A 12,974-nucleotide genomic window follows, 5' to 3' on the forward strand; every position below is an offset into this window, starting at 1 on the left:
CTCCTTGCCCCGGATGCCTGCGCCCGGGCCACCCGTCGCCGCCGACACCTCGCCGCTCACCCACACTGCCGTATGCGGCCCGGCGCCGCATCACGTGCGGTGCGTGGTGGTACGCGGCGCACCACCACGTGACCGCCGGACACCGTCCGGCGCGGTCAGACGTAACGGAGGTCGCTCAGAGGCACGTGCTGTCCCACGGCATCCCGTGCGGTCCGTAGCCCGCGGCCGCCCAGTTCGCTCACCGGATCCAGTCAATGGACCCGTGGTGCCCGCTGTGGTTCCATGGCGGAGTGTTGCCCAGCACTTACACGAATCAGGACTGCCCGCTGGCGCGCGCCCTTGAGGTGGTCGGTGAGCGCTGGACGCTGCTGGTCATGCGCGACGCCTTCTACGGTGTCCGCCGCTTCAACGACTTCTCCGCGCACCTCGGCGCGCCCCGGTCCGTGCTGAGCGCCCGGCTGGCCGCCCTGGTCGACGCGGGCCTGCTCGAACGCCGGCCCGACCCGGCGCACGGCGGGCGCCGGCTGTACGAGGTCACGGACAAGGGGAAGACGCTGTGGCCGCCGCTGTACGCCCTGCGCGCCTGGGGCGAGGCGTATGCGGCCGGTGACCGCGAGCCCCGCCGGACGTTCACGCATGCACACTGCGGCGAGCCGCTCGACCCCACCGCACGCTGTGCCCCATGCGACGTGGTCCCGGAGCCGCAGGACGTCATGGTGAGCTCCCTGGAGACCCCGGCCGAGGGCGGGCACACGGATCCGGTCGAGCTCGGGCTGCGCGGGCCCCATCGCCTCCTCGACCCCCTTCCGGGCACGGACACCCGGCCGGGAAGGCGGCCCGAGGCCCGCTGACCGTCACACAGGGCGCCAGGGCGGTGCTGCCGCCGGTGCGCACTTGGTCTGCACCATTGACATGTACGCGCGCCCGGGCCTTCAATGCGGCTCACCCGCATATGTATCCGACGGTCACGTATGAGGAAGGCCCCCGCATGCTCACCCCCCACCCGCACCTCGCCTGGCCCCGCACCCTGTTAAGACTGTTCGCCCTGGTCGCGGTCGTCCTCGGCATCCAGGCCGGCCCCGCCCCCAACGCCCACGCCGCCACCACCGTCAACGTGATCGCCTTCTACGACGGCACGTACGACGCCGCGCACATCAGCTTCGACCACGAGGCCAACACCTGGTTCCCGCAGGCCGGCGCGCAGAACGGCTTCACGTACACCGCGACCACGGACTGGAGCCGGCTCAACGCCTCGACCCTGGCCAACTACCAGGTCGTCATGTTCCTCGACGACTATCCCCACACCGCCTCGCAACAGTCCGCCTTCCAGACCTACATGGCGGGCGGCGGCGGTTTCATCGGCTTCCACGTCTCCGCGTACAACGACAACACCAGCGACTGGCCCTGGTACCACAACACGTTCCTCGGCACCGGCACCTTCAAGAGCAACACCTGGGGACCGACGCAGGAGACCCTGCAGATCGACGACCCCTCGCACCCGGCGACCGCGAACCTGCCGTCCACCATCACGTCCTCGGTCAGCGAGTGGTACAGCTGGCAGAACGACCTGCGGCAGAACCCGGCCATCGACATCCTCGCCTCGATGGCCCCGTCCACCTTCCCGATCGGCACCGACCCCAACCAGACCTGGTACAGCGGCTACTACCCGATCGTCTGGTCCAACCGCAACTACAAGATGGTCTACAACAACTTCGGCCACAACGCGATGGACTACTCGACCAACACCACGTTGTCCTCGACCTTCGCGAGCGCCCAGCAGAACCAGCTCCTGCTGCAGGAGATCAAGTGGGCGTCCGGCCAGTCCGGTCCGGTCACCCCGCCCACCGGCGCCACCGGCCCGATCCACGGGTACGGCGGCAAGTGCGTGGACGTGGCGGGCGCGAGCAGCACCAACGGCACCGCCGTACAGCTCTACGACTGCAACGGCACCACCGCGCAGAACTGGACGGTGGGCAGCTCCGGCACGCTCACCGCGCTCGGCAAGTGCATGGACGTCACCGGGGCCGGCACCGCCGACGGCATCAAGGTGCAGCTGTACGACTGCAACGGCACGGGATCACAGGTCTGGCAGCCCGGCACGAACGGCTCCCTGGTCAACCCGCAGTCGGGCAAGTGCCTCGACGCCACCGGCCCGAGCTCGGCCAACGGCACCCGGCTCCAGATCTGGTCCTGCTCGGGAGCCGCCAACCAGAACTGGACCCTCCCTTCCTGAACCGCCCAGCACTCCCACGGGACGCGGGCATGCCACCACGCAGCACATGGCATGCCCGCGTCTCACGCAGTCCCCGAGCAGGGCACCTCCAGGGGCAAAGGGGCAGGCGTCAGCGCCGTTCACCTTAGGTTGCAGGTCCAAGGGCATCTCCGCAGGCGGCACGTCGGTATACGGTCCGTAGCGCTTGCCCCGACAGAAGTGGCTCACCGTCAATGGAGATTCCGGCCGAACCCGCCGCGCAGGCGCCGCGCGGACGGCAGCCGGGACCGACATGACGCGGCTCCCGCTGTCGGCCCGGCGGCAGAGCCGCGGTGAAACCTTCGATCGGGAGTCGACGGGTCACCCCAGCGCCGCCCCCCGTACGTCGCCCTGTCACTCCACTGCTCCGAGGTGCCCTGTGGCCATGCCTTCTCCTGCCTCGTCCCCGTCCGCGCCGCCCGACACCGGCAACCGGCACATCACGGCCACCATCGTGCTGGCCTGCCTCGGGGTGTTCGTCTCCTACCTGCCGGTCGTCGGCGTCTCCGTCGCGCTCCCCGTCATGCAACAGGCACTCGACGCCTCCACCGAGGGCCTGCAGTGGATCACCGACGCCTTCATCCTGCCCACCGCGGCCCTGCTGCTGACCTGCGGCATGGTGGGTGACCTGTACGGGCGCAAGAAGACCTATCTCGCCGGGCTCGTGCTGTTCTGCCTCGGCTGCCTGGTCTGCCTGACCGCCGGGAGTGTCGTACAGGTCTGTGTCGGCCAGGCCCTCACTGGCGTCGGCACCGCCGCGCTGCTTCCGTCCACGCTCGCCCTGATCGGCCATGTCATCCCGGACCCCCGCAAACGCGCCCGTGCGATAGCCCTGTGGACGGCCGCCCTCGGCCTCGGACTGACCCTCGGCCCGGTGGTCAACGGCGTGATCGTGGCGCACGCGAGCTGGCGCTGGATCTTCCTGCCCTCGCTCGTCCTCGCCGTGGTCACGGCCGTGATCGGCGCCGTCGTCCTGACCGACTCCCGCTCGGACCGCGAACGCCACCTGGACATCCCGGGCCAGCTGCTGGCCGTCGTCGCCATCACCGGACTGGTCTACGGCGTCATCGAGGGCGGCAGCGCCGGCTGGTCGTCCGCCCAGGTCGTGATCGCCTTCGTGGCCGCCGCACTCGGCGCCGTCGGCTTCGTCCTCGTGGAACTCCGCTCCGCCTGCCCGATGCTGGACATGCGCCTCTTCAAGTCGTCGGCGTTCTCCGGCGCGGCGCTCGTCATGGCCGTCACCCTGTTCGCCCAGGTCGGCCTGGTCTTCGCGCTCAGCGAGTACTTCGGGCTCGTCCACCACGCCTCGACGCTGGACATCGGCATCCGGCTCATCGCCATCAACGGCTTCACGGTGGTGCTCGGCCCGCTGGTCGGACGGCTGATGAACCGGGCCACACCCGGGCTGCTGCTGGTCACGGGCCTGGTGATCGGCGGGATCGGGGCGCTCCTCATGAACGCCTTCCAGGCCGACACCGGCACCGGCGAGGCCGCCCTGGTCATCGGCGTCCTCGGCATCGGCATCGCGCTCGCCATGGCACCGATCACCACCATCGCCATGGACGCCCTGCCGCACCGGCTCGGGGGCACCGCCGCCGCGGCCAACAGCGCGCTGCGCCAGATCGGCAGCGCCCTCGGCCCCGCCGTCTTCGGCGTCATCCTCACCCACCGCACCCTGGCCACCCTGCCCGGTCACCTCGCCGCGTCCGGGCTGAGCCCCGCCGACCAGGGCCAGGTGAGCGGACTGGTGTCCAACGTCGGCATCCAGGCGGGCGCCTTCCTGCACCTGAAGACCCCGGCGAGCACCGGACAGGCGCAGGCCGCCTATGGCGCGAGCTTCACCGACGCCCTGCACACCTGCGCCCTCGTCGGCGGTGTCGGGATGCTGGTGGCCGCGGTGATCGCCGTGGCGCTCATCGGGATCCGCCCGGCGCGGGCCCCGCAGGCGGCGCCGGAGGCCGCGGCGCACCCCGCCGGGGCCGCGAGCTGACGTACCGAGTACAGCACTGAGCGGTCGGCCACCGGACGGCGGCCGACCGCTCAGTGCCGGTCAGTACCCCTTAACGCGCGAGCAGTTCCAGTGTGTCGATCACCCGGTTCGAGAAACCCCACTCGTTGTCGTACCAGGCGACCACCTTGACGTGGCGGCCGTCGACGCGGGTGAGGGCCGAGTCGAAGATCGACGAGGCCGGGTTGCCGGTGATGTCCGACGACACCAGCGGGTCGTCGGAGTACTCGAGGACGCCCGCGAGCGGCCCCTCCGCCGCCGCGCGGTACGCGGCCAGCACCTCGTCGCGCGTCACGTCACGGGACACGGTCGTGTTGAGCTCCACGATCGAACCCACCGGCACCGGTACCCGGATCGAGTCGCCCGACAGCTTGCCGTCGAGGTTCGGCAGCACCAGACCGATCGCCTTGGCGGCGCCCGTCGTGGTCGGCACGATGTTGACCCCGGCGGCACGGGCGCGCCGGGGGTCGCGGTGCGGACCGTCCTGGAGGTTCTGCTCCTGCGTGTAGGCGTGCACCGTGGTCATGAACCCGTGCTCGATACCGGCGAGTTCGTCGAGGACGGCGGCCAGCGGCGCGAGCGCGTTGGTCGTGCACGAGGCGTTGGAGACGATCGTGTGCAGCTCCGCGTCGTACGCGTCGGTGTTCACGCCGTACGCCAGCGTCACGTCGGCACCGTCCGACGGCGCGCTGACCAGCACCTTGCGGGCGCCCGCGTCGAGGTGGGCACGCGCGGCCTTCGCCGAGGTGAAGCGGCCGGTCGACTCCAGCACGATGTCCACGCCGAGGTCGGCCCACGGCAGCTGCGCCGGCTCGCGCTCGGCGAGCACCTTGATGCGCCGGCCGTCGACGACGAGGACGTCTCCTTCGACGCTCACCGGGCGCCCGAGGCGGCCGGCCGTGGAGTCGAAGGCGAGCAGCCGCGCGAGGGCGGCCGGCTCCGTGAGGTCGTTGACGGCGACGATCTCCAGGCTGCTGTCCCGCTCCAGCAGGGCCCGCAGCACATTGCGTCCGATGCGGCCGAATCCGTTGACGGCGATACGAGTCATAAGTGGTGTCCCTTCGCTACGCCTCCAGGTTCGCGGCCCCCGCCCGTCCGTGACAGCGGCGAGATCGCCATGGTTCAAAAGGATCCCGCCAGCCTCACCCGGGCAGCCCTACTCGCCCTTGGTGAAGGTGCGCCGGTAGTCGCTCGGCGTCGTGCCGAGAATCCGCTGGAAGTGCAGCCGCAGGTTCGCCCCGGTGCCGAGACCGACGTCGTCGGCGATCTGCTCGACGCTCCGCTCCGACCGTTCCAGGAGTTCCCGGGCCGTATCGATCCGGGCGCGCATCACCCACTGCATCGGCGTGTACCCGGTGTCCTCCACGAACCGCCGCGAGAAGGTGCGCGCCGACACCCCCGCGTGCCGGGCGAGCGCGTCCAGGGTGAGCGGCTCGGCGAGCCGGTGCAGCGCCCACTCGCGGGTCGCGGCGAACCGCTCGCCGAGCGGCTCGGGCACGCTGCGCGGCACGTACTGCGCCTGACCGCCGCTGCGGTAGGGGGCGGCCACCAGCCGGCGGGCCGCGTGGTTGGAGGCGGCCACGCCGAGGTCGCCGCGCAGGATGTGCAGGCACAGGTCGATCCCGGAGGCCGCGCCGGCCGACGTCAGTACGCTGCCCTCGTCGACGAACAGCACGTTCTCGTCGACCTTGACCAGCGGATGCCGCTCGGCGAGGGCCCGCGTGTAGTGCCAGTGCGTGGTGGCGCGCCTGCCGTCGAGCAGCCCGGTCGCCGCGAGCGCGAAGGCGCCGGTCGAGATGGCGGCCAGCCGGGCCCCTCGCTCATGCGCGGCGAGCAGCGCGGCCACGACCGCCGGCGGCGGATCCTCCCGGTCCGGGAACCGGTATCCGGGCACGAACACGATCTCCGCCCACTCCAGCGCTTCCAGGCCATGGGCCACGTGGTACGACAGCCCGTCACCGCCGGTGACCAGACCGGGCGCGGCACCGCACACCCGCACCTCGTACGGCATGCTCGCCCGGGTCGTGAACACCTGCGCCGGGATACCGACGTCGAGTGGCTTCGCCCCCTCCAGCACAAGGACGGCGACGCGATGCAGGCGGACGGCAGACACATCGAACAGGGTACGAGGACCCGCCCCGCGCCCGGCGCACCCGGCCCACGGCCTCGGTACTCGTTCGGGTGGCGGCCCGCGGGCGACGAGTGCGGCCGGCCGCCGGCACCGGATGATGGAGCCATGTCTGGAGCGGACGCAGAGGTGCCGGTGCTGATCGTCGGCGGGGGACCGGTCGGGCTCACCGCGCGGGCGCTGCTGGAGCGCTGGGGTGTGCCGGCTCTGCTGGTCGAGAAGCACCGGGAGCTGTCCCCGTTTCCCCGGTCCCGCCTGGTCAACGTGCGGTCCATGGAGATCTTCCGGCAGCTCGGGATCGCCGCCGGGGTGACGGCGGACGCGTTCGCACCCGAGTACGGACGGGTGCGCTTCCGGGACACCCTGTACGACCCGGACTTCGCCAGCGCCGCGATGGTCGGGGTACGGGCCCCGGTCGCCGAGAGCCCGGTCGTCGGCGTGGTCACCTCGCAGGACCGGCTGGAGCCCACCCTGCTCGCCGCCGCCGGGGGAGAGGTGCGGTTCGGGACCGAGCTCCTGGACCTGGAGGAGGACGCGGAGGGCGTTCTCGCCGTGCTCGTCGACGGCCAGAACGGCGCGGAGACCAGCGTCCGGGCCCAATACGTGGTCGCCGCCGACGGCGCGAACTCCACCGTCCGCGAGCGGCTGGGCATCGCCATCGCCGGCCCCGGAGCGCTCGGCGACTACACCACCGTCGTGTTCGACGCCGACCTGGCCCGCTGGTGCGCGCACCAGCCCGCCGGGGTCTACTTCACCGCGTTCGGCACCTTCACCCCGCTCTACCCGGAGGGCGGCTGGGCCTGGTTCGGCGCCACGCCCGACGGCAACGGGCAGACCGACTGGTCCGGCCGCGTCTCGCACGCGCTCGGTCCCGGTGCCGGCGTACGGGCCGACGTGGTGCGGGTCCAGCACTGGTCGATGACCGCGTACGTCGCCGAGGGCTTCGGGCGGGGCCGGGTGCTGCTGGCCGGCGACGCCGCGCACGCCGTCCCGCCGATCGGCGGCCTCGGCATGAACGCCGGCGTCGCGGACGCGCACAACCTGTCCTGGAAACTGGCCGGCGTGCTCCAGGGCTGGGCCGCGCCCGCCCTGTTGGAGACATACGAGGCGGAGCGGCGGCCGGTGGCCCACGAGACCCTCCGCCAGGCGGTCGCCAACACCCACCTCCTGCTCCAGGTGCAGAACCTGCGCAAGGAACAGCTCCGCAGCGGCTCCTCGGCGCAGGTCGAACTACCCTGGTCGGAAAGGTACTTCGCACAGCTGGGCCTGGTGCTCGGCACGGCGTACGACTCCGCCGCCGTCCTCGGCCACGACGGCGGCCCGCCCGAGGCCGCCGGCACCGAGTACGTGCCCACCGCGGAGCCGGGGCACCGCATGCCCCACCACTGGGTCACCCCCGACCGTTCCACGCTCGACGCGTTCGGGGAGTGGTTCACCGTGCTCACCCCGGACCCCGGCCGCTGGCGGCAGCACGCCACCGGGCCATGGCCGCTGCGCGTCGAACCGCTGCCCCGGGAACACGCCGAGGCCTACGGCCTGAGCCCGCAGGGCGGCGCGGTCCTCGTCCGCCCCGACGGCCACATCGCCGCCCGCTGGGACGGCCCCCCGTCGGCCGGCTCGGTCCTCCACGACGCCCTGACCGCCGTCACCTCGTGCGCGGCGGGGCGGTGCTGTCCCTGATCACCAGGCGGGCCGGGACGAGGTCGGTGCCGGGCCGGGAGTCGTCGCGGGTGCGGATCTGGCGCAGGACGCCCTCCACGCAGCGGCGGCCGACCTCGGCGAAGTCCTGGTGGACGGTGGTGAGGGGCGGGATGAAGAAGGCCGCGTCCGGGGTGTCGTCGAAGCCCACCACGCTGATCTCCGCGGGGACGGGGCGGCCCCGTTCGTGGAAGGCGCGCAGCAGGCCCAGGGCCATCTGGTCGTTGGACGCGAACACGGCGGTACAGTCCGGCTCTTCGGCGAGCGCCAGCCCGGCCGCGTAACCGGACTCGGCCGACCAGTCGCCGCGCAGGGGCGCCGGAACCGGGCACCCCGCCGCCTCCAGCGCCGCCCGCCAGGCCTCGGTACGGCGCTGGGCCGCGTACGAGGAGCCGGGACCCGCCACATGCCACACCGTCCGGTGGCCCAGCTCCAGCAGGTGCCGTACGGCCCTGCGCGCGCCGTCGGCCTGGTCGGTGTCGACCACGCTGTGGCGGTCCCCGGCGTCCGAGTCCACGACCACCACATGGACACCGGGCGGCAGTTGCACGGTGGCCGTGTCGAGCAGATGGATCTCCATGATGACGATGACGGCGTCCACCGCCAGCTCGCCCATCCGCGTGAAGGCGCCCAGCACATTGTCCTGCGTGGCCACGTCGACGGGGATGAGCGTGATCGCGTAGCCCTCGGCGGCGGCATGCGTGGCGATCGCCTCCACGGTGCGGCTGTTGCCCGTGGAGGACAGGCTGAACAGGATCACGCCGATGGTGTTGAACCGGCCGTAACGCAGGGCGCGCGCCGCGCTGTTGGGCCGGTAGCCGAGGTCCCGCATCGCGGCCAGCACCTGCTCCCGGGTGGAAGTGATCACCCCGGGATGCCCGTTGGAGACCCGCGACACCGTCTGCGAGGAGACACCGGCGAGCTTGGCGACGTCCGCCATGGAGACACCCTGCTTGCGGCGCCCGCCGGGTACCCCCGACCCGCCCCGCCGCACACCGTCCGCGGCCGGTGTGACCCGCTGCTCCGGCCCGTTCAGGTCCATCGCCTCACCCCTCAAGTCTCCTTCGCACACCGGATGTTACGGAGCGGGAAACCTTGACGGCCGCAGGAGCGGATGCCACGATTCCGACGCTTTCGAGTTTACGTAAACATCGCCGCGTGACCAGCCCCGACGGAGATCCCGCCGGCGCGGTCGCAGAGGAGATGTTCACGTGAACATGCCGCGTCGATGTTCACGTAAACACGCGGTCGGGCCCGCAAGCCCGTGCGTCGAGCCGCCGTCTTCCGAAAGGGCACGTTGATGCGCAAGACCCCCGCCAGAACCCGTATCGCCCCCCGCACCCGTGCCGCCCTCGCGGCGGTCGCGATCGCCGCGGTCGGCGCCACGACCCTCACCGGCGGCCCCGCCTCGGCCTCCGCCGCCGTACCGGGCCACGGCACCAGCCAGTTCAAGGGCGTCAACTGGGCCGACCCGCGCGACAACTACGCCGACGACCCCGTGGTCCTCTCCGGCCTGTCGCTCTCCGACACGTACGCCCAGACCTACGCCAAGGCGACCCGGGTGATCGCGGCCTTCCGCGCCAACCTCGGCGCCAACACCGTACGGCTGCCCATCAACCCGTACACGGTCAACGGCGCGTACTGGAAGTCGTACCGCGGGGTCATCGACGCGGCCTCGGCGCAGGGCTTCAAGGTGATCGTCTCCTACTGGGAGGGCACCGGCGCCGACAAGGACGGCTTCATCGACGACGAAGCCACCTACTGGCCCATGTGGGACACCGTCGTGAAGGCCTACCGGCACGATGCGCACGTCTACTTCGAGCCGATGAACGAGCCGCACGGCTACACCGACGCCGAGTGGGCCGACCTGGCGGCGAAGTGGCTGGCAACCTACCCGTCCGTCCCGCACGACCGCGTCTTCGTCAGCGGCGCCGGCTACAACGACCACGTCACCACCGTCTGCGCCGACCCGCGCCTGAAGGGCACCTATCTCTCCCTCCACCACTACGGCTTCTGGAAGAGCTACGCCACCTACGACCAGTGGGCGGCCGACCTGAAGGAGCGGCTCGGCGACTGCGCGGGCCGTACCGTCGCCGACGAGTTCGGCGCCCCGATGACCACGGGCCTCGACTACGACAAGCCCGCTCCCGACGACAACTCCGTCAACTTCATCCAGGCCGACACGGACACCTTCCGCAAGCTCGGCATGGGCTCGGTGTACTGGCCGGGCCTGCGCACCGACGACACGTACTCGATCCAGAAGCTGATCGGCGACGCGTCCCGCCCCTGGCTGGCCACCACCAACCAGTCCGGCGCCGACCGCCTCGCCTGGGCCTGGGGCCGCGGCAGGCCGGTCAGCGGCTGACGGTCTCCTCGGCGACCGCGGTGCCGACGAGCACCGCGGCCGCCGTGCAGCAGGCGGCTCGGCAGCGCCCCCGAAGGGGCGCGGGGAACTGCGCGACCAGCCACGATGGCGCCGCAGACGAATGTCGGCGCATCGCGGCAAGGTCGGCGAAGCGCTCAGGGCTCCCGTGTGCATGCCTACGGTTGGAGACGCCGCACATACGTCAGCCCCGGTCGACCGGAGAGCCGTGTCTCACCGGTGACGGTGAACCCCGTACGGGCCAGCACGGCCCGGGACGCCGCGTTGTCGACTCTGGCCGCAGCCCGTAGCGTGGTCAATCCGTAGCCGGTGGCGGCGAGTTCGCACACCTCCCGCACGCCCCAGGTGGCGAGGCCCCGCCCGGCGGCACGCTCCGCGATCCGGTACCCCAGGTCGGCACCGCCGTCCTCGACGTCCACCAGATTGACCCGCCCCAGCACCTCGCCCGGGGCGTCGACCAGCACATGGAAGTAGCAGATCCCAGCCTTCTGTTCGGCCAGCAGCGCCCGGAGCCGCTCGTCGAACCGGGCGAAGAAGTCGTCGCCGCGATCAGGAACGGTCGCCGCGAAATAGGCGCGGTTCTCCTGCTCGAAGGCGAGCAGTGCCGGAAGGTGGTCCGGGCGGAGCAACTGGAGTTCGGGCATGGGGAGGACGGTAGGCACCCCGGCCGCCGGCCCGCCAACAAATTAGGGCTTGCGCAGGTCCTTCACCCGGCGGAGCTTGCCGAGCGAGCGCTCCAGCGTCTCCGGTTCGACGACGGCGACCTCCACGGTGACCCCGACGCCGTCCTTGATGCCCTGGGCGATGGTCCGTACGGCGGCCTCACGGTCGGCGGGGCCGGCGTCCGGCCGTGCCTCCACCCGGACCGTCATGTGGTCCATCCGTCCGCGCCGGCTGATCTGGATCTGGAAGTGCGGGGCCACCCCCGGCGTCCGCAGCACGATCTCCTCCACCTGGCTGGGGAAGACGTTGACCCCCCGAAGGATGATCATGTCGTCGCACCGGCCGGTGATCTTCTCGATACGGCGGAACCCGGGACGCGCCGTACCGGGCAGCAGCCGGGTCAGGTCCCGGGTGCGGTAGCGGATGATCGGCAGCGCCTCCTTCGTGAGCGAGGTGAAGACCAGCTCGCCGCTCTCGCCCTCGGCCTGCACCTCGTCGCCCAGCGGGTCCACGACCTCCGGGTAGAAGTGGTCCTCCCAGACGTGCAGCCCGTCCTTGGTCTCCACGCACTCCTGCGCGACCCCGGGGCCGATGACCTCGGACAGCCCGTAGATGTCGACCGCGTGGATGTCCAGGCGCTCCTCGATCTCGCGGCGCATCTCCTCCGTCCACGGCTCCGCGCCGAAGATGCCGACCTTCAGGGAGGTGGAGCGGGGATCGATGCCCTGCTTCTCGAACTCGTCGAGGAGGGTGAGCATGTAGGAGGGCGTGACCATGATGATCTCGGGCTTGAAGTCCTGGATGATCTGGACCTGGCGGGCGGTCATGCCGCCGGAGGCGGGGATCACGGTACAGCCGGCGCGCTCGGCGCCGTAGTGGGCGCCCAGACCGCCGGTGAACAGGCCGTAGCCGTAGGAGACATGGACCTTGTGGCCCGGGCGGCCGCCCGCGGCCCGGATGGAACGGGCGACGACGTCCGCCCACATGGACAGGTCGTTCTCGGTGTAGCCGACCACGGTGGGGCGGCCGGTGGTGCCGCTGGAGGCGTGCACACGCCGTACCTCGGACATCGGCACGGCGAACATGCCGAAGGGGTAGGTGTCCCGCAGGTCCGCCTTGGTCGTGAAGGGGAAGCGGGCGAGGTCGGCGAGGGTGCGGCAGTCGTCCGGGCGCACGCCGGCCGCGTCGAACTTCCTGCGGTACAGCTCCACGTTGTCGTACGCGTGCCGCAGCGTCGCGCGCAGCCTGGTGAGCTGGAGCGCCTGGACCTCCTCGCGGGACATCCGCTCGGCGTCGTCCAGCAGTGCCTCGGGAAGCGGCTCTCCCCGGCGGACGCCCCTGGGTCCGGACGCGGTCACTTCGCTGCTCATTGCGGCTCCTCTTTCTGCGTGCGGAGGGTGCGACTGCGGCCGCGGAACTCCGCGATCACCTCGTCGCCGCGCACGACACTCACGTCGTAGACACCGCTGCGGCCGAACCGGACGCGCTCCCGCGCGGTGGCGACGAGCACATCGCCCTCGTACGCGGGCGCGACGAAGTCGATGTCGGCCCCGGCGGCGACCGTCACCGGCCCGTGGCTGTTGCAGGCACAGGCGAACGCCGTGTCGGCGAGCAGGAACACATGGCCGCCGTGGGCGATCCGGTGTCCGTTGACCTGCGAGGCGGTCACGGTCATCCGCAGCACGGCCGTCCCCTCGCCATGCTCCAGCAACTCGATTCCCAGTCGCCGGGACGCCTCGTCCGCGGCGAACATCGTCTCGACGGGGCCAGGTGTCGTCCCGGGTACCTGGGGCGTCATTTCCACCACCTTGTGAACCGACCGAACATTCGGTTAGCGTGCGGT

Annotated in this window: 11 protein-coding genes; 5 read left to right on the forward strand and 6 right to left on the reverse strand. The window is 71.5% G+C overall.

Annotated elements, in window-relative coordinates; genetic code table 11:
* Positions 1-290: 290 nt before the first annotated feature.
* The 3 genes from SSP29_RS35560 (at position 291) to SSP29_RS35570 (ending at position 4,241) form a co-directional block, all read left to right on the forward strand.
* Positions 291-851: a winged helix-turn-helix transcriptional regulator gene (locus SSP29_RS35560; protein ID WP_245883406.1), complete on the forward strand. Its 561-nt coding sequence runs from the start codon at positions 291-293 to the stop codon at positions 849-851.
* Positions 852-988: 137 nt separating this feature from the next.
* Positions 989-2,233, forward strand: coding sequence for a ThuA domain-containing protein (locus SSP29_RS35565; protein WP_089105001.1), 1,245 nt, complete (start codon positions 989-991; stop codon positions 2,231-2,233).
* A 403-nt stretch (positions 2,234-2,636) separates the two neighbouring features.
* On the forward strand, positions 2,637-4,241 hold the full coding sequence (locus SSP29_RS35570; protein WP_089105002.1) for an MFS transporter: 1,605 nt from the start codon (positions 2,637-2,639) through the stop codon (positions 4,239-4,241).
* Positions 4,242-4,311: 70 nt separating this feature from the next.
* Here SSP29_RS35570 and gap read toward each other — a convergent pair whose 3' ends face one another.
* On the reverse strand, positions 4,312-5,307 hold the full coding sequence (gene gap, locus SSP29_RS35575; RefSeq protein ID WP_089105003.1) for a type I glyceraldehyde-3-phosphate dehydrogenase: 996 nt from the start codon (positions 5,305-5,307) through the stop codon (positions 4,312-4,314).
* 108 nt (positions 5,308-5,415) lie between these two features.
* On the reverse strand, positions 5,416-6,372 hold the full coding sequence (locus tag SSP29_RS35580; RefSeq protein WP_089105004.1) for a GlxA family transcriptional regulator: 957 nt from the start codon (positions 6,370-6,372) through the stop codon (positions 5,416-5,418).
* 123 nt (positions 6,373-6,495) lie between these two features.
* Here SSP29_RS35580 and SSP29_RS35585 point away from each other — a divergent pair, with 123 nt between their 5' ends.
* On the forward strand, positions 6,496-8,067 hold the full coding sequence (locus SSP29_RS35585; protein ID WP_089105005.1) for an FAD-dependent monooxygenase: 1,572 nt from the start codon (positions 6,496-6,498) through the stop codon (positions 8,065-8,067).
* Here the strand turns inward: SSP29_RS35585 and SSP29_RS35590 are convergent.
* On the reverse strand, positions 8,033-9,127 hold the full coding sequence (locus SSP29_RS35590) for a LacI family DNA-binding transcriptional regulator (RefSeq protein WP_150135537.1): 1,095 nt from the start codon (positions 9,125-9,127) through the stop codon (positions 8,033-8,035). The genes SSP29_RS35585 and SSP29_RS35590 overlap by 35 nt on opposite strands.
* Positions 9,128-9,385: 258 nt before the next feature.
* Between SSP29_RS35590 and SSP29_RS35595 the strand changes: the two genes are divergently transcribed.
* On the forward strand, positions 9,386-10,450 hold the full coding sequence (locus SSP29_RS35595) for a glycoside hydrolase family 5 protein (protein WP_089105006.1): 1,065 nt from the start codon (positions 9,386-9,388) through the stop codon (positions 10,448-10,450).
* A 176-nt stretch (positions 10,451-10,626) separates the two neighbouring features.
* Here the strand turns inward: SSP29_RS35595 and SSP29_RS35600 are convergent, their stop codons facing one another.
* The 3 genes from SSP29_RS35600 to paaI are packed head-to-tail and all read right to left on the reverse strand — an operon-like array spanning position 10,627 to position 12,929.
* Positions 10,627-11,112: a GNAT family N-acetyltransferase gene (locus SSP29_RS35600; RefSeq protein ID WP_089105007.1), complete on the reverse strand. Its 486-nt coding sequence runs from the start codon at positions 11,110-11,112 to the stop codon at positions 10,627-10,629.
* A gap of 42 nt (positions 11,113-11,154) precedes the next feature.
* The gene (gene paaK / locus SSP29_RS35605) at positions 11,155-12,501 is read right to left on the reverse strand and encodes a phenylacetate--CoA ligase PaaK (RefSeq protein WP_089105008.1); all 1,347 of its coding nucleotides are present in this window, start codon (positions 12,499-12,501) and stop codon (positions 11,155-11,157) included.
* Positions 12,498-12,929 (reverse strand): hydroxyphenylacetyl-CoA thioesterase PaaI, encoded by a 432-nt coding sequence (gene paaI, locus SSP29_RS35610; RefSeq protein ID WP_089105009.1) that lies wholly within the window; start codon positions 12,927-12,929, stop codon positions 12,498-12,500. Before paaI ends, paaK begins: the two co-directional genes overlap by 4 nt.
* Positions 12,930-12,974: the final 45 nt, after the last annotated feature.

The organism is Streptomyces hyaluromycini, assembly GCF_002217755.1.
GTDB lineage: Bacteria > Actinomycetota > Actinomycetes > Streptomycetales > Streptomycetaceae > Streptomyces > Streptomyces hyaluromycini.

Bases quoted from the DNA above. Each gene is read 5' to 3' on its own strand.
- SSP29_RS35565 (WP_089105001.1), top strand. From the start codon at position 989: ATGCTCACCCCCCACCCGCACCTCGCCTGGCCCCGCACCCTGTTAAGA.
- SSP29_RS35570 (WP_089105002.1), top strand. From the start codon at position 2,637: ATGCCTTCTCCTGCCTCGTCCCCGTCCGCGCCGCCCGACACCGGCAAC.
- gap (WP_089105003.1), bottom strand. From the start codon at position 5,307: ATGACTCGTATCGCCGTCAACGGATTCGGCCGCATCGGACGCAATGTG.
- SSP29_RS35585 (WP_089105005.1), top strand. From the start codon at position 6,496: ATGTCTGGAGCGGACGCAGAGGTGCCGGTGCTGATCGTCGGCGGGGGA.
- SSP29_RS35590 (WP_150135537.1), bottom strand. From the start codon at position 9,127: ATGGACCTGAACGGGCCGGAGCAGCGGGTCACACCGGCCGCGGACGGT.
- SSP29_RS35595 (WP_089105006.1), top strand. From the start codon at position 9,386: ATGCGCAAGACCCCCGCCAGAACCCGTATCGCCCCCCGCACCCGTGCC.
- SSP29_RS35600 (WP_089105007.1), bottom strand. From the start codon at position 11,112: ATGCCCGAACTCCAGTTGCTCCGCCCGGACCACCTTCCGGCACTGCTC.
- paaK (WP_089105008.1), bottom strand. From the start codon at position 12,501: ATGAGCAGCGAAGTGACCGCGTCCGGACCCAGGGGCGTCCGCCGGGGA.
- paaI (WP_089105009.1), bottom strand. From the start codon at position 12,929: ATGACGCCCCAGGTACCCGGGACGACACCTGGCCCCGTCGAGACGATG.